Origin of the sequence: Flavobacterium anhuiense (assembly GCF_001705175.1) — a bacterium.
GTDB lineage: Bacteria > Bacteroidota > Bacteroidia > Flavobacteriales > Flavobacteriaceae > Flavobacterium > Flavobacterium anhuiense.
In genome coordinates, this window is record NZ_CP016907.1 from 1,931,010 (window position 1) to 1,947,348 (window position 16,339).

The window sequence follows — 16,339 nt, forward strand, 5'->3', positions numbered from 1 at the left end:
TAGCGATTATTAGCCACGAATTCACGAATTATTTTATTGAGATTCAACCAAATAAAATTACACGAATTTATCAAAATAAATTTGTGTAATTTTTCTTTCTGTTGTTTTGCATTACAGATAATTTTTGAAATAATTCGTGAATTCGTGGCTAAAAAACAAAAAAAATGAAAAAGCTAGTTCTACTTATTTTCTTCTTCGGAATAACTTCAACAGGATTCTGCCAATTAAAAAGTAGCACTTTTGAAGAAGTAGACAGCTTACAGCAAATCCAAAAACGGAAAACCATTGTTTTCATCCATACTGATTGGTGTCAGTTTTGCCAACGAATGAAAGCCACAACTTTTAAAGATCAAGAAATTATAGAAAAACTAAACTCCGATTTTTATTTTATTGATTTTAATGCAGAGGAAAAAAGAGATATTAAATTCAATAATCACACTTTCAAATACCTGCCTTCAGGGAATAATGTTGGAGTTCATGAACTGGCATTGCAGCTGGGAACAATTAATAATCAAATCGCCTATCCGACTTTGTGCGTTTTGAATGAGAAAAACGAAATCATTTTTCAGTATAATATTTATTTGAGCACAAAAGAGTTTAAAATTCTTTTGGAAAAATTGGAAAAATAAATTTTCTTATTTTTGAAAATGAACTCTTCACAAATTCCACATTTCGATTACATTTTTACAGGAACAGGACTCGCATCCTTGATGACGATTTATAAAATGATTCTGTCTGGGAAATTCTCCGATAAATCGATTTTATTATTAGATCAAGATGTGAAGAAAATCAATGATAGAACTTGGTGTTTTTGGGAAAAGGAGGAAAGTATTTGGAATTCGGTGGTTTCAAAAAAATGGGATTTAGCATTTTTTGCCAATGAAAATTTCAGACGCGATTTGGATCTAAAACCATATTCTTATAATAAAATCAACGGTTTAGACTTTTATAATTTCGTTTTCGAAGTAACTTCAAAACATCCGAATATTACTTTTTTAAATGAAAAAGTAACTGACATTAACGAACTTGAAACGCATGTTTTTGTTGGAACAGAGCAAAACCGATACACTTGCCAATATCTTTTCAATAGCATTTATACTAAGGCATTCGCCGAAGGGCAAAACAAATATCCCGTTTTACAACAGCATTTTGTAGGCTGGTTTGTAAAAACGGAAGAAGAAGTTTTCAATCCCGAAGAAGTAACTTTCATGGATTTTTCGGTTGAGCAAAAAGGAAATACAAGATTTATGTATGTTCTGCCAACTTCAAAAACAGAGGCTTTGGTTGAATATACTTTGTTTTCGGAAAAATTGCTCTCGAAAGAAGAGTACGAAAATGAGATTCAAATTTATCTGAAGAAACTCGGCGCAAGACAATATCAAATTCTCGAAAAAGAGGAGGGAAGCATTCCAATGACCTGTTATCCTTTTTGGGAAAGAAATACCAAACGTGTTTTGAATATTGGCACGGCAGGAGGCTGGACAAAAGCGAGTACGGGGTATACGTTTAAGAGTTCTGACAAAAAATCATCAGCCTTAGTTGAGTTTATTCAGCAAAAAGATTTCCAAATGAAAAACTTTCATAAAAAATCTAAGTTTTGGTTTTATGATTTACTGCTTTTAGATATTCTCTATAGAAAAAATGAATTGGGAAGTTCTATCTTTTCTTCTTTGTTTAAAAAAGGAAATCCTGAATTGATTTTCAAATTTTTAGATGAAGAAACGACTTTTTCTGAAGATGTTAAAGTTATTTTAAAGTGTCCCAAAATTCCATTTATTAAAGCGTTATTTAGAGTGATTTTTCTTTCAAATAAATCTAACTAAAAACGTAACAATTGAAAAATATTACTCTATTATTTAGTTTCTTTTTTACTCTTTTATCTTTTTCGCAAGTTTCTTTTGATAAAGCTCAGGACGCAATTTTGAAAGAATCTGTAACCGATTGTGCGGAAAAACATGACTACAATATTGAAATGGCCAAATGGCAGGCATGCCTTGACGAAGGTTTAAAAAAAGACAGCACAATTGCTCAACTCTGGCAGTTAAAAGCCATGCCGTATTTTAAATGTAAAAAATACGAAGTTGGAATGCTTTATTTGGATAAAGCAGTTCTGTACAATAAACAGGAATGGCTCCCGTATCGAGGGTTTATAAAATGTATTTTTGCCAAAACATATAAAAGTGCCATAACAGATTTTGAAGAATGCATTAAATTGTATGGAAACAGCTATGTTATGGATCATACATATCGTTTTTACATTGGACTATGCTACTTGCAATTAAATGAATACGAAAAAGCAGAAAAGCTTTTTGATGATTATGTGAATGACATTTACAAAAATAGAAATCAATTAGAACATCCTACGGCATATTTTTATCAAGGAATTGCAAAGTATGAACTTCAAAAGTTAGATGAGGCTATTGTAATTTTTGACAAAGCATTAAAAATATATCCTCAATTTTCAGATGTAAAATATTATAAAGCAATCTGTTGGTATAAAAAAGGTAAACCAAAAGAGGAAATAATGGCTTTGATTGAAGAGGGAAAACAAGATGCTAAAAAAGGATTTTCAATTAATGAAGACAATACAGTTTATGAAACTTATCCGTATCAAAAGAAATTAAGATAATAACAATCAAACTATAACAAAACTTTATACTTCTTAGTAACTAGTTGCGAGTAAACTTTGTAACTTTGCAGTTCAAAAAGTACAATTTAAAAAAACAAGAATATGTATCCACTAGAAATGGTAAAACCAATGGAAGCTGAATTGACAGCTGCTGGTTTTCAAGATTTACATAGTGCTGAAGCTGTTGAGAATGCTATCAAAGCTGAAGGTACCACTTTAGTTGTTGTAAACTCTGTTTGCGGGTGCGCTGCAAGAAATGCACGTCCAGGAGCAAAAATGAGTTTGGAAGGAGCTAAAAAACCAGATCATTTAATTACTGTTTTTGCAGGTGTTGACAAAGAAGCTGTTGATGCTGCAAGACAACATATGTTCCCATTTCCTCCATCTTCGCCATCTATGGCTTTGTTTAAAAACGGAGAATTGGTTCACATGTTAGAGCGTCACCACATCGAAGGACGCCCAGCTGAATTAATTGCTGAGAATTTACAGGATGCGTTTAACGAGTTTTGTTAATTTTAAAGATACTAAGTTGCTAAGATTCTGAGATACTAAGTTTAGAATTGAAGTGACAAAGATTTGAAAAACCAAAGAGGCTGTCTTTTTGAGACAGCCTCTTTTTGTTTTTATATGTTTAGTTTAAAAAACTTAGAACCTTAGCAACTTGAATCTTAGAATCTCAGAACCTTATAAATTCCATCCCCCGCCAAGTGCTTTGTACAATTCAACCATTGAACTTAATTGTCTTTCAGATAATTGTGCTAAGCTTAATTGCGCGTTAAAAAGATTGGTTTCTACATCTAAAACTTCTAAGTAAGAAACGTAACCGCTGTCATATCTTTCATGAGATAGTTTGTAGTTTATTAAAGCGGCCTGAACCTGTCTGTTGCGTGCTTTCCATTCTTCTTGATAAGTTCTGACATTTTGTATGGATTGTTCTACTTCTGAAACAGCATCGATATACGTTTTCTGATAAAGGAATTTGTACTGTTCTGCCTGTTGTCTGTTTATCTCAACTCTTCTTTTGTTTTTTCCGAAAGCGAATATTGGTCCAGCAATTCCTCCAGAAGCATTTTGCAAATACGAACTTCCTAGAAATAGATTACTCAAATCGGCACTGGCAAATCCGGCAATTGCTGCAAGATTAATAGATGGAAAACGCATTGCTTGAGCTACGCCAATTCTTTCATTGGCAGCCGCATATCTTAATTCGGCAGCTTTTACGTCGGGTCTATTTTCTAATAATGCAGACGGAATTGACAACGGGATTTTACTGACAATCTGCAACTCAGTATTGCTTTTCCCTCTCGGAATTTCAGTAGGAAGCTGTCCTGTAAGCAGTGCAATGGCATTTTCCTGATACGTTATCTGTCTTTCAATGTTAGGAATTGCTGCTTCGGCAATGGCAACCTGCTGTTCAATCTGCACTTTGTCAACTTCAGAGATATAGCCTTTCGCAAATCTTTCGCTTATAATTTCATAATATTTTTGTCTTGTTTCAAGCGTATGCTTTGTTATTTCCAGCTGATCATCAAAGTTTCGCATTTGAAAATAGGCTATTGCAATATTGGCCACAATATCAGACAATATTACTTTACGAGCTTCTTCTGTGGCTAGAAGTTCATTTTTGACAGCATTATTTTCATGGCGAAATTTTCCCCAGAAGTCAAGTTCCCAAGACATAGTTACGCCAGCTGTAGATGGAGTTATATATTTTTCATTACTGTTTATTGTAGCTCCATATTGGAAAGCTGGAAATAAATCGGCTTTGGTATAACCTAATTGGGCACGAAACTGCTCAATTCTTGAAACTGCAATTTTTAGATCATAGTTATTCTCAAGACCTTTTTGAATAAGACCTTTTAAAACATCATCATTAAACAGATCGAACCATTTTAAATTGGTTACCGAAGCGAGACTGTCTAAATTTCTTTCGTTTCTATAAGAATCTGATTTTAACTGCTCAGGTTTTTTATATTTTGGACCAACCATACATCCCACCGGAAATAAGGAAAGAACTAATACAATAACGATTATTTTATATTTCTTACTCATGGTCTGTAGTATTTGATTCTACATTGTTTTCTCCTGTTGCGAGTGTTTCTTCTTTCTTGTGTCCAATTTTTTCAATCATAACAAATAGACCCGGTACAATTAATACACCTAAAACGGTGGCGATCAACATGCCGCTAAATACAGCCATTCCCATTACAATACGGGCTTGAGAACCTGCACCTGTAGCAGTCAATAACGGAACAACTCCAAGAATGAATGCAAAAGCGGTCATCAGAATCGGGCGAAAACGAAGTCTTGCCGCGTACATTGCCGATTCGTAAAGGGGTTTTCCTTTTTCATATTCTTCTTTGGCAAACTCAACTATAAGAATGGCATTTTTCGCTACCAATCCGATAAGTAAAACAAGTCCGATTTGCGCAAAAACGTTATTGACATAAGCGTCACTTCCAAATCTTGCTAAAAGAAGCCCTAAAAATGCTCCAAATACTGCAAAAGGAGCTCCAAGAAGTACACTAAATGGCAACTTCCAGCTTTCGTATTGCGCGGCTAGGATTAAAAACACGAAGACCAACGCCATAATAAACACTGATGATCCTCCAGGCGAATGTTTTTCTTGATACGATAAGTTAATATAATCGTAGCTCATATCTGCTGGTAAGATCTCTTTGGCGACTTCCTCCAATGCAGTTAAAGCTTGTGCACTACTATAACCATCGTTCGGGCTTCCTCCAATCTCAGCAGATCGGAATAAGTTCAAACGATTCGTGAAATCGGGACCAGAAACTTTAGTTGCTGTAACCAGTGTCGAAACTGGAAGCATGTCACCTTTATTGTTTTTCACGTAAATCATGTTTAGGTCTTCTGGTTTAACACGATTGACAGCTTCTCCTTGCACATAAACTTTGTATTGACGCCCGAAGCGGTTAAAGTCATTTACATAACTTCCTCCTAAAAATGCTCCAAGCGCTTCGGTTACTTTAGAAACGGGTATTCCTAATTTCATCGCCTTGTCGTTGTCGATATCCAGTTTAATTTGTGGAGTGCCAGCATTAAAGGTGGTGTAAATTCGTTTTATTTCAGGACGCTGCTGTGCTGCAGCAATAAATTTTTGTGTTTGTTCTGCTAAATATTGAGGTGTATTTCCCCCTCGATCTTGTAACATTAAGCTAAATCCAGCAGAAGCACCTAAACCTTGAATTGCGGGCGGACCAAATGAAAAACAGGTTGCGGTCGTAATTTGAGTGGCCAGTTTTTTATTGAATCGGTCTACAAACTGTTTAGCCGTTTCAGCTCTTTCTTCCCAAGGTTTTAACGAAATAAAGATGAAAGCATTATTAGGCTGATAGGAGTTTGTAAGCATACTAAATCCGTTTATGGTTGTATAAGACAGAATAGATTTCTCTTCTTTAAGAAAACTGTCTACTTTTCTTGATATTTCATCGGTACGCTGTAATGATGATGCAGGTGGTAAAGCAATATTTACTAAAACATAACCTTGATCTTCCTCAGGAATAAATCCTAGCGGAATCTTTTTGCCTAAAAGTACAATTGAAGCGAGGATCACAGCGAGTAAAACAACAATACGCATTGCTTTTTTGGCAAAAAATGTTGCCCCGCCAATATATTTTCCTGTAACATTTTCGAAAACCCTATTAAACCATGAAAAGAATTTAGCAAGCCATCCCTTTTGTTGGTCAAGAGGTTTTGTTGGTTTTAAAAGCATGGCACAGAGTGCGGGACTTAAAGATAAAGCACTAAATGCCGAAAAGGCGACCGAGACGGCAATGGTTATGGCAAATTGCTGATAAAAACGCCCCGTAATTCCAGGCGTCATCGCTACTGGAATAAAAACGGCACACAAAATTAATGCAATGGCAATTACGGGTCCCGAAACTTCTTTCATTGCCTGAACGGTAGCCTCTCGAGGGGTTTTTCCATGTTCGATATGATGTATTACGGCTTCAACAACCACAATCGCATCATCGACTACGATACCAATTGCCAATACTAATCCTAAAAGAGAGAGTGTATTGATCGAAAATCCTAGCATTGGGAAAACCGCTATAGTACCAATCAGCGAAACAGGAACTGTAATTAATGGAATTAAAGTAGCGCGCCAGTTTTGCAGGAATATAAATACCACTAGAATAACCAATATAATAGCTTCAAAAAGAGTATGAACAATATCATCAACCCCAGCGGTAATGGCCAGTGTAGTATCTAAGGATTCTTGGTATACAACGTCTTGCGGAAATCTTTCAGACAATTGCTTCATAGTGGATTTTGCAGTTTCTGCCACATCAAGCGCATTACTTCCAGGCATTTGGTATAAAGCTACAACGGCACTTGGAGAGCTGTTTCTTCTGGCTGTTGAACTGTAATTTTCAGTTCCTAATTCGATGCGGGCAATATCGCCCAATAAAACTTGCGCTCCATCATCTTTACTTCGAACTACAATATTTCCAAATTCTTTTTCAGTAACTAATCGGTCTTGAAGTGTTACGCCGTATGTAAATTCAGTATTAGGAGGTGCTGGTTCAGCCCCAAATTTTCCTCCTGGACTAATCATGTTTTGTGCATTCAGTGCATTTTTGACATCTTCAACAGTCACGCCGAGCTTACTCATCATATCTGCCTTTAACCAAATACGCATGGAGTAATCGCTTCCTCCAAAGAGAGCTACTTCTCCAACTCCTTTTATACGAGCCAATTGATCAACGACATTTATACTGGCGTAGTTATTTAAAAACTTGGCGTCATATTTTGGATTGTTAGACGTAATGGTAAATAACATCATCGGGAATGATAGGGACTTTTTTACTACGACTCCCTGTTGTTTAACACTAGAAGGCATAAATGGAGCGGACTGGTTTTGCCTGTTTTGCGTAAGCATATTGGCATTATCCAGATTAGTTCCCACATCGAAAGTAACTTCAATAGTACAAGCACCATCAGAAGTGTTGATCGATTTCATATACAGCATATTTTCAACACCATTTACTTTTTGCTCAATAGGAGTTGCCACTGCCTGTTCCACATTCAGCGCATTTGCTCCAGTAAAAGAAGTGGTAATTTTTACAACAGGCGGGTTAATATCCGGATATTGCGAAATAGGTGTTTTTTGTAATGCCAGTAATCCAAGTATCACAATAATAATACTAATTACAATGGCAACAATCGGTCTTCGAACGAAAAATTCTCCCATAATAGTATTTGATTTAGATTACTTTGCAGCTACAGTTTCTGGATCGCCCAATTGCCATTGAACGATTTTTGGAGTAATAACACTTCCATTCTTTAATAAAGAAGTACCTCCCATGGCTATCTTATCGCCTGGTTTTAACCCTTCTTCAATAATGTATCCATTTTTAACGGCTGGACCAGGTTTAACAATCTGCATCTGAACTTTATTATCATTACCGACTACATAAACTTGGTAGATTCCTTGGACTTCGATAACAGCACGCTGCGGAATTACGATTGCTTCCTTACGAATGTCTGTAAGAAGCGCGACTTTTACATATTGTCCAGGACGAAGTAATTTATCTGGATTAGGAAACGTTGCTTCAAATGTGATTGCTCCAGTAGAAGGATCAATCTGTCTGTCGGCAAAACTTACTTTTCCTGTTTCTGGATAAGTAGAACCGTCAGATAATTTTATAGTTACAGTTGCTCCCGAGCCTTTTAAGGCCGAATTAGGTTTGTTGAACTCTCTAAAAAGACGCAGAAATTCTTGTTCGCTAATAGTAAATCGTACCCTTACATCTCCTAAGTCTGAAATAGTATTTAGAATAGACATTGCACCAGGTCTTACATAATCGCCTACGCGAACTTTGGAAATGCCGATTAATCCTGAAATTGGAGCTAAAATTTGACAATAGCCTAATTCGATCTTCGCATTTTGTACCGAAGCGTCTGAAGCTTTTATTTGAGCTAATGAAGCATTATACGCCGCTTTTGCCGAGACCAGTTCGCGTTGGCTGACAGCATTCATCTTTGCTAAAGGCGTTATCATATCTAAATCTGATTTTGTTTTAGATAAACGCGCCTGTGATTCTGCTGCAATTCCCTGAGCTTCGTTAAGTTTAGCTTTGTAAGGTAAAGGGTCAATTGTGTAAAGCACTTGTCCTTTTTTAACAAAACTTCCTTCTTTGAAGTTCATACTTTCGATAATACCATCAACTCGCGGGTTAATTTGTATATCTGATTGACCAAAAGTCTGCCCCGTATATTCAGATTCTAATTTTACATCTTGCTGTAAAACAGAAGTGACTGAAATTTCTAATGGTTTTGGACTTGGGGGTGTCTCTTTTTTGCAAGAAAAAATAAAAAGACTAAGTAAAATTGCTGAGGAGTAGATTTTGTTCATTGTTAAATTCTTTTAGATAAAATTCATTAAACACAACTAATTAAAAACCAGTAAACTGCATTAGCTAAGTTAGTGTTTTTTTGGTTAAATGGATAAATATTGTGTGAATTTTGTTAATTTTAGTTAAAATTTTATTTATCTGATTTTCAGTTAATAATGTTCAAACGGATAAAATGCAACATTATATCGATAAACTGCATTTTTGTAGGAATAATTTATTTCATGTATTAGTAAAAATAATTCAAAAACTTTTGTAATTATGTCAAAAAATAACAAGAAAAAACATAAAAAAACCGATGGAGATGACAATGATTTAAAAAAAATAACAAAAAAGGAATTATTGCATCGAGCTAAAAAATTTTCTGACCAATATTGTGTTGGCGACGATAAAGATTTTACATTAAAAGATAAACCGACATCTTATTCTGGAGATGAAGACAAAGCATTGATTCAGAAAACACTAAAAATGGGAGTTAAGGCTCTCGCCGCCATGCAAGATATTTTGTATGCGCAGGATAAATGGTCGGTTCTTATCATCTTTCAAGCTATGGATGCGGCAGGAAAAGATGGTGCAATCAAACATGTGATGTCGGGTATAAATCCGCAGGGCTGTCAAGTTTCTTCTTTTAAAGGACCAAGTTCAGAAGAATTAGATCATGATTATTTATGGCGCTGTCAAAAACATTTGCCAGAAAGAGGCCGAATAGGAATCTTTAACCGCTCTTATTATGAAGAAGTTCTTGTAGTTCGCGTTCATGAACAGATATTAAGAGGGCAAAAAATCCCTGAAAAACTGATTACCAAAGATATTTGGGAAAACCGTTTTGAGGATATTCGAAATTTCGAAAAATATCTTACTAGGAACGGAACCATTGTCATTAAATTTTTTCTAAATGTTTCTAAAGAAGAACAAAAAAGAAGATTTATAGAAAGGGTTGACAATCCTGATAAAAATTGGAAATTTAGTGCAGCTGATGCCAAAGAGCGCGGTTATTGGGACGAATATATGCATGCTTATGAAGAATTAATCAGAAATACATCAACTAAGAAATCACCTTGGTATGTTATTCCCGCGGACAATAAAGCGTATGCCCGAATTGCAATTGCTTCTGCAATTATTCATGCTTTAGACGAAATGGATTTAGAATATCCTAAAGTAAGTCCCGAAAAAATAGCAGAATTGAATGAGGTAAAAAAAGCATTGTTAGAAGAAAAAGAGTAACCTTATACAGCTATAAAGATTGATTTCGGCGTTTTTGTTTAGGTAAATAATATTTGGTACAACGTTCTGCAAAGAACACCAATCGGATTGATATAGGTTGTAAAATCAATTTATAAGGAGCCAAAAGATGTTAAAAAAATCAGATAATTGGTGCAAGAACATTTTTAATCTCAAAATAAACTCTAAATTTGCCGCAGATTTTAAGGAAAATCTAAAAAAAAATATATTCTTAACTTAAAACTGTTTATAGCATGCAACTGTATAACACTTTAAGCGCAGAAGAGAGAGCCATCATGATCGATGATGCGGGTAAACAACGTCTTACGTTGTCTTTCTATGCGTATGCCAAAATTCAAGATCCACAAAAATTTCGTAACGATTTATTCATTGCCTGGAACGCACTAGATGCACTGGGGAGAATTTACGTTGCCCATGAAGGAATTAATGCTCAGATGAGTGTTCCTGCAGAAAATTTTGAAGCTTTTAGAGAAACGCTTGAAGCTTACGATTTCATGAAAGGCATACGATTGAATGTTGCCGTAGAACAAGACGATCACTCTTTTTTAAAATTGACCATAAAAGTGCGTCATAAAATCGTTGCTGACGGTTTAAATGATGATACTTTTGATGTTACTAATATTGGTGTTCACTTAAAAGCCAAAGAATTTAACGAAATCCTTGATGATCCAAACACAATTGTGGTTGATTTTAGAAATCACTACGAAAGTGAAGTCGGACATTTTAAAGGTGCTATTACGCCAGATGTGGAAACTTTCAGAGAGAGTTTACCCATTATCAACGAACAGCTTAAAGATTACAAAGAAGATAAAAATCTTGTAATGTACTGCACAGGTGGTATTCGTTGTGAAAAAGCGAGCGCTTATTTCAAACACCAAGGCTTCAAAAACGTTTATCAGTTAGAAGGCGGTATTATTAATTACGCTAAACAATTGAAAGAAGAAGGTTTAGAAAGCAAATTCATAGGTAAAAACTTCGTATTTGATAATCGTCTGGGCGAAAGAATTACAGATGATATTATTTCGCAATGCCACCAATGCGGAAAACCTTGCGATAATCACACCAACTGTGAAAACGACGGTTGTCATTTATTGTTTATTCAATGCGACGATTGTAAAGCTGCAATGGAAAACTGCTGTTCTACAGAATGTTTAGAGATTATCCATATGCCATTAGTTGACCAAGTTCGTTTAAGAACTGGGAAACAAGTTGGAAACAAAGTGTTCAGAAAAGGAAAATCTGAAAATCTGAAATTCAAACATTCGGGTGACTTGCCAGAAACAGCTTTGGCGACAGCGCAAAAGCAGGCTGATATTCGTCAGAAAATAAAAGTGAAGAAAGTTCTTCTTGGAAAAGCAGAGCATTATTATGTAAAAGCTCAAGTTGGACAATTCACAGTAGAAAATCACGAATTAAATAGCGGTGACAAAATCCTTGTTTCAGGTCCGACTACAGGCGATCAGGAATTGGTTTTAGATAAAATCATCGTAAACGGTACAGAAACTCAATCTGCTAAAATTGGTGATAAGGTTACTTTTGAGGTTCCTTTCAGAATTAGATTGTCAGATAAAATTTATAAGATTTTAGATTAAATTTAGCATGAGTGTTACGTCATTTGCGTAAATTTTGATAATATAGAACAAAGCCCACTGTTTCAATCGTGGGCTTTTTTAATAATATCCTGCAAATAATTTTTAAAATATAGACTATGATATAAATCATATAAATCAATTTATACCCTCATTATTTTTGTCAATTTTTTAGATAACTAGATTCTAGAAACATATCATAGTAATAAAATGACAACAAATAATAAAATCGAACTCATGTCTCCGGCAGGAGATTTTGAATCCCTTCAGGCTGCTTTAGATAATGGTTGTGATTCAGTATATTTTGGAGTTGAACAGCTTAATATGCGTGCGCGTTCAACGGTTAACTTTACAATAGATGATTTAAAAGAAATTGCCAATCGGTGTGAAGCCAAAAGCATCCGAAGCTACCTTACTTTAAACACTATTATTTACGATCACGATTTATCAGTCGTAAAAACATTATTGACAAAAGCCAAAGAAGCCAATATTACAGCTGTCATTGCATCAGATCAAGCCGTAATTGCTATGGCAAGATCGATTGGTATGGAAGTTCATATTTCAACCCAATTGAATGTAACGAATATTGAAACCATTAAATTCTACAGTTTATTTGCCGACACAATGGTTTTAAGTCGTGAATTGAGTTTGCGTCAAGTAAAGAATATCACAGATCAAATAGAGAAAGAGCAGATAAAGGGCCCGAACGGAAATTTAGTAGAAATCGAAATTTTTGGTCACGGAGCTTTGTGTATGGCCGTTTCGGGAAAATGTTATTTGAGTTTGCACTCGCATAATTCCTCTGCGAATCGCGGTGCGTGCAAGCAAAACTGCCGAAAAAAATATACAGTTATCGATCAAGAAACAGGTTTTGAAATCGAATTGGATAACGAATATATGATGTCGCCTAAAGATTTATGTACATTGGATTTCTTAGATCAGGTGATCGATTCTGGAGTGAAGGTTTTAAAAATAGAAGGACGAGGCCGTGCGCCAGAGTATGTGGCAACAGTAACCAAAACGTATCGTGAAGCAATTGATGCGTATTACAATGGAACTTTCTCAAAAGAAAAAACCACTGAATGGATAAAAGCTTTAGAAACAGTTTACAACCGTGGATTTTGGTCAGGTTATTATTTAGGTCAGGAATTAGGCGAATGGAGCGATATTCCAGGATCGGCAGCAACACAAAAGAAGGTTTATGTGGGTAGGGGATTGCATTATTTTCCGAAAGCTGAAATCGGTCAATTTAAGATTGAAGCGTATGATATTAAAATCGGAGATAAAATCTTAGTCACAGGACCTAGCACAGGAGCTCAGGAAATGATTATTAATGAAATGTTTGTAAATGATACTCCGGGAGAAAAAGCCACAAAAGGAGATTACTGCAGTTTCAAACTTCCGTTTAGAATCAGAATGTCGGACAAATTATATAAAATTGTTGAGACGTAATGGTTATTGTAACTTTACAAAGAGATAAATGCATTGGCTGTAACTATTGCGTTGAAATGGATCCAGTTCATTTTCAAATGTCAAAAAAAGACGGGAAATCGGTTCTCATCCATTCGCAAAATGCGAAAGGATTTTTTACTTTAAAATCTCCTAATCATGCTATTGTAGAAAGCTGTGAATTGGCGGCAAAAGCTTGTCCTGTGAAGATTATTACGGTTAAAGAGACTTGAGAAATATGTTTTTAAAACATACCCTCTATTTGTAGTAATACAAAAGGGTTTTATTATTCATCGTAAAGATGCAGTTCATCAAAATCTTTGATTTCAGATAGTTTTAGGAGTTTGATTCGGGCAATTTTAGTTTCCGTTTTTTCAAAAATTTCGTCACCATCATATGTATTTTCGTTGACGTTCTGATTTACAATCTTTTTTCGGGTCAGGAAATTGATACTGGTTCCAGTAAGAATAACTGGTCCATGATTGCTGCTGGCATCATAACCTATAAGTTCGAAATCTGAGTTTTGATACCTGAAAGTATATTTCCAATAGCCATATCTGCCATGAGCATAATTTATATATAATTTGGCGTTTTCTACTTCAATGTAAAGTTCTGGGGCGTAATAAACACCGCCATCCTCATTTTCGGAAGAAAAACAGTCGTAGTTTTTAACGGCTAATTCATAACCGCCATTTTTGTTTAATAATGCTATAATTCCTCTGCGATTTCGGTCTAATTCACCGCGATATTCGTCTGTAACTATTTTGCTTTTATCTGTCCCTTTAATAATCAAGATGCAATCTTCCAGTCCATCTTTATTAAAATCGCCTTTAATTGTATCGAAAGGGACATAGTTTTTAGGTATAAAATCTGAAATATCTTTTTTGATATCGATGACAGATTCTTGCACTTCTGGAATTTCTTTTAATTCAGTGACTTCTGTATTTGATTCTTTGACTACAGTTTTAGAATCTTTACAGCTGATGATTGTAAACAACAGAAAAACTGTTGCCGTAATGTATAAGTAATTTTTTATCATCTTTTGTTGTTTGGGATTTTAGCTTTATAATTCATCAAGAAATAATATCTAATGTTTTCTTGTTATTATTTCTTGATGAGTTTAAGTTTTACCTGAAAATATTAAATTCCAATTTTAGCATTTATATTATGCTTGTCGACATACGCTTGCGCCACATTCATCAATTTAGTAAACTTCGTATCAATATCTTTTTGAGTTGAAGCATCAAAATCTGCAATTGCTTTTTCAATTTGTTCGGGAGAAGCTTTTTCATCTTTCAGTTTGGCAATTGGCAAATAGCCTTCTTTTTGTTTCGCAATTGCATAAATAAATAAATCTTTTGATGCTTGAAGAAGTTCCTTATTGTCTTCATCTTCTGGTATGTCCTGAATATTTTTTAATCGAGTTTCTAAATTTGTTATATCATATTTAAAAGAATCGTAATAAGTTGAAGGAACCATCTTTTTTTGATTTTCATCATAAACTTGTGCTTCAGATTGCAGTTTTTCACTGATTTCTTTGCTTCCAAAACGAGATAATAAATTCGAATTTAAAGCGGCGATTTCAAATGTTTTTTCTGGTGAAAGGTTGGTGCATGAGGTAGAAACTAAGCTTCCGGCAATTAATACTAAAAATAGGGTTGTGGCATTTAAGATTTTTTTCATTTTATGTTTATTTAAATTTATCCTTTTAAAATTTTACTTTTCTCAGCATCAAATTCTTCTGATGTTAAAATTCCGGCACCTAGAAGTTCTTTCAAATCTAATAGTGCCTTTTTCTTTGCTTCCATCAAATTTGAGGGTTCAGCTTTTGGTGTTTCGGATTGTTGTGGAGTATTGATTGGATTTACAACAGTTCCTGATGGAGCGTATTTCAAAATCAGTTCTGTAATTTCATTAAAGCCTTTTACATTCGAATAATCTATCGCTTTTTGTTCTTTTACATTTACGATTGACGCATCGGCTTTGTTATCTAATAAATATTTTACAACATCTTTCTTTCCGTTTGCAGCGCTATAATGAAGTGGCGTATTTCCAGATTCATCTTGAATATTGATGTTTGCTCCAGCTTCGATAAGCAATTTAACCATGCTTAAGTTCCCTTTTTTGGTTGCGACATGCAGCAGACTTTCTCCACCATAATTGTATGAACTGTTTAAAGTAAAACTCGATTCGTTTGAAATATTTGTGGCACTTACAATCCAATCCAAATAATCATTCATTGAAGAAGTGTCGCCAGCGACTGGTTTACTGTAATTCACATCAACTCCGTTTTCTAGAAACAAAGCCACGATTTCCTTTTGATTATTTGCGCAAGCGTACCAAATAGGAGAATGTCCAGTATTGCTTGAAGTAAATACATCTGCATCTCTTTCAATCAATAATTTAGCTAGCGTTCTGTTTGTTTCATAACAAGCAATTAAAAGTGCATTTTCACCAGAATGATTGGCGTGGTTGATATCAGCGCCATTATCCAGAAGCAAAGTCACCATCGGAATCGATTTAGTATAACAAGCATAAATAAGAGGCGTATTTCCCTGTTTATCGGTCACATTAATATCGGCTCCATTGTCTAAAAGCAATTGAATAATTTCTCTATTTAATTTTGCCGAAGCCAATAATAGCGGAGTTTCTCCATTGTTATTCAGTAAATTAACATCGACTCCTGCTTGAAGCAACTTTGTTGCAATTTCAATTTGAGCCGTCTGAACCACTAAATGTAGCAGACTATTTCCGTATTTATCATTCTTCGTGATTTCTGCTCCGTTTTCTAAAAGATGCAGCGCCGTTTGTTTTTGTTTTTGAAGACAGGCAAAATACAAAGGCGTTTCTCCCTGATGATCTTCGTAGTTAATATCGGCACCTTCCTCGATTAGAATTTTCACGATGTCGAGATAACCGCGGTGTGCGGCATAATGAAGAGCTGTTCTACCTTGTTCGTCGGTATATTTTACATCTACTTCTTTATTTTGAAGCAACAATTCGGCTATTTTTCGGTTACCGTTTTCGCAGGCAACTATAAATGACATTGA

At 35.0% G+C, this 16,339-nt stretch carries 14 protein-coding genes; 8 read left to right on the plus strand and 6 right to left on the minus strand.

Features of this window, described 5'->3' with window-relative positions:
• The first annotated feature begins 164 nt into the window (after positions 1–164).
• From BB050_RS08240 to BB050_RS08255, 4 genes are all read left to right on the plus strand, one after another.
• Positions 165–629 carry a thioredoxin family protein gene (locus BB050_RS08240; RefSeq protein WP_066033247.1) on the plus strand — a complete coding sequence of 155 codons (465 nt, stop codon included), beginning with the start codon at positions 165–167 and terminating at the stop codon, positions 627–629.
• A gap of 18 nt (positions 630–647) precedes the next feature.
• Positions 648–1,823: a lycopene cyclase family protein gene (locus BB050_RS08245; RefSeq protein ID WP_066033248.1), complete on the plus strand. Its 1,176-nt coding sequence runs from the start codon at positions 648–650 to the stop codon at positions 1,821–1,823.
• A gap of 11 nt (positions 1,824–1,834) precedes the next feature.
• Positions 1,835–2,629, plus strand: a complete 795-nt coding sequence (locus BB050_RS08250) for a tetratricopeptide repeat protein (protein WP_008465640.1) — start codon at positions 1,835–1,837, stop codon at positions 2,627–2,629.
• 102 nt (positions 2,630–2,731) lie between these two features.
• A complete protein-coding gene (locus tag BB050_RS08255) occupies positions 2,732–3,142 on the plus strand; it encodes a BrxA/BrxB family bacilliredoxin (RefSeq protein ID WP_008465639.1) in 411 nt (136 codons plus the stop codon).
• Positions 3,143–3,313: 171 nt separating this feature from the next.
• On the opposite strand, the gene BB050_RS08260 is transcribed toward BB050_RS08255, so the two are convergent.
• The 3 genes from BB050_RS08260 to BB050_RS08270 are packed head-to-tail and all read right to left on the minus strand — an operon-like array spanning position 3,314 to position 9,011.
• Positions 3,314–4,681: an efflux transporter outer membrane subunit gene (locus BB050_RS08260; protein WP_066033249.1), complete on the minus strand. Its 1,368-nt coding sequence runs from the start codon at positions 4,679–4,681 to the stop codon at positions 3,314–3,316.
• Positions 4,674–7,847, minus strand: coding sequence for an efflux RND transporter permease subunit (locus BB050_RS08265; RefSeq protein ID WP_066033250.1), 3,174 nt, complete (start codon positions 7,845–7,847; stop codon positions 4,674–4,676). The genes BB050_RS08260 and BB050_RS08265 overlap by 8 nt, the downstream gene beginning before the upstream one ends.
• 18 nt (positions 7,848–7,865) lie before the next feature.
• Complete coding sequence (locus tag BB050_RS08270; protein ID WP_066033251.1) at positions 7,866–9,011, minus strand: efflux RND transporter periplasmic adaptor subunit; 1,146 nt, start codon at positions 9,009–9,011, stop codon at positions 7,866–7,868.
• A gap of 259 nt (positions 9,012–9,270) precedes the next feature.
• Between BB050_RS08270 and BB050_RS08275 the strand changes: the two genes are divergently transcribed.
• From BB050_RS08275 to BB050_RS08290, 4 genes are all read left to right on the plus strand, one after another.
• The gene (locus BB050_RS08275; protein WP_170830208.1) at positions 9,271–10,233 is read left to right on the plus strand and encodes a polyphosphate kinase 2 family protein; all 963 of its coding nucleotides are present in this window, start codon (positions 9,271–9,273) and stop codon (positions 10,231–10,233) included.
• Between the two features lie 251 nt (positions 10,234–10,484).
• Complete coding sequence (gene trhO / locus BB050_RS08280) at positions 10,485–11,843, plus strand: oxygen-dependent tRNA uridine(34) hydroxylase TrhO (RefSeq protein WP_066033252.1); 1,359 nt, start codon at positions 10,485–10,487, stop codon at positions 11,841–11,843.
• A gap of 207 nt (positions 11,844–12,050) precedes the next feature.
• Positions 12,051–13,292 (plus strand): peptidase U32 family protein, encoded by a 1,242-nt coding sequence (locus tag BB050_RS08285; protein ID WP_066033253.1) that lies wholly within the window; start codon positions 12,051–12,053, stop codon positions 13,290–13,292.
• Positions 13,292–13,522 carry a ferredoxin gene (locus BB050_RS08290; RefSeq protein ID WP_008465601.1) on the plus strand — a complete coding sequence of 77 codons (231 nt, stop codon included), beginning with the start codon at positions 13,292–13,294 and terminating at the stop codon, positions 13,520–13,522. The genes BB050_RS08285 and BB050_RS08290 overlap by 1 nt, the downstream gene beginning before the upstream one ends.
• 53 nt (positions 13,523–13,575) lie before the next feature.
• On the opposite strand, the gene BB050_RS08295 is transcribed toward BB050_RS08290, so the two are convergent.
• The 3 genes from BB050_RS08295 to BB050_RS08305 all read right to left on the minus strand — a co-directional run bounded on the left by BB050_RS08295 (position 13,576) and on the right by BB050_RS08305 (position 16,336).
• Entirely contained in the window at positions 13,576–14,328 is a 753-nt protein-coding gene (locus BB050_RS08295; RefSeq protein WP_066033254.1) for a hypothetical protein, read from the minus strand.
• Between the two features lie 101 nt (positions 14,329–14,429).
• Positions 14,430–14,972 (minus strand): hypothetical protein, encoded by a 543-nt coding sequence (locus tag BB050_RS08300; RefSeq protein WP_066033255.1) that lies wholly within the window; start codon positions 14,970–14,972, stop codon positions 14,430–14,432.
• 17 nt (positions 14,973–14,989) lie between these two features.
• Positions 14,990–16,336, minus strand: coding sequence for an ankyrin repeat domain-containing protein (locus BB050_RS08305; protein ID WP_236940433.1), 1,347 nt, complete (start codon positions 16,334–16,336; stop codon positions 14,990–14,992).
• Positions 16,337–16,339 lie beyond the last annotated feature (3 nt).

Bases quoted from the DNA above. Each gene is read 5' to 3' on its own strand.
- BB050_RS08270 (WP_066033251.1), bottom strand. From the start codon at position 9,011: ATGAACAAAATCTACTCCTCAGCAATTTTACTTAGTCTTTTTATTTTT.
- trhO (WP_066033252.1), top strand. From the start codon at position 10,485: ATGCAACTGTATAACACTTTAAGCGCAGAAGAGAGAGCCATCATGATC.
- BB050_RS08305 (WP_236940433.1), bottom strand. From the start codon at position 16,336: ATGTCATTTATAGTTGCCTGCGAAAACGGTAACCGAAAAATAGCCGAA.
- BB050_RS08290 (WP_008465601.1), top strand. From the start codon at position 13,292: ATGGTTATTGTAACTTTACAAAGAGATAAATGCATTGGCTGTAACTAT.
- BB050_RS08260 (WP_066033249.1), bottom strand. From the start codon at position 4,681: ATGAGTAAGAAATATAAAATAATCGTTATTGTATTAGTTCTTTCCTTA.
- BB050_RS08245 (WP_066033248.1), top strand. From the start codon at position 648: ATGAACTCTTCACAAATTCCACATTTCGATTACATTTTTACAGGAACA.
- BB050_RS08265 (WP_066033250.1), bottom strand. From the start codon at position 7,847: ATGGGAGAATTTTTCGTTCGAAGACCGATTGTTGCCATTGTAATTAGT.
- BB050_RS08240 (WP_066033247.1), top strand. From the start codon at position 165: ATGAAAAAGCTAGTTCTACTTATTTTCTTCTTCGGAATAACTTCAACA.
- BB050_RS08275 (WP_170830208.1), top strand. From the start codon at position 9,271: ATGTCAAAAAATAACAAGAAAAAACATAAAAAAACCGATGGAGATGAC.
- BB050_RS08285 (WP_066033253.1), top strand. From the start codon at position 12,051: ATGACAACAAATAATAAAATCGAACTCATGTCTCCGGCAGGAGATTTT.
- BB050_RS08300 (WP_066033255.1), bottom strand. From the start codon at position 14,972: ATGAAAAAAATCTTAAATGCCACAACCCTATTTTTAGTATTAATTGCC.
- BB050_RS08255 (WP_008465639.1), top strand. From the start codon at position 2,732: ATGTATCCACTAGAAATGGTAAAACCAATGGAAGCTGAATTGACAGCT.
- BB050_RS08295 (WP_066033254.1), bottom strand. From the start codon at position 14,328: ATGATAAAAAATTACTTATACATTACGGCAACAGTTTTTCTGTTGTTT.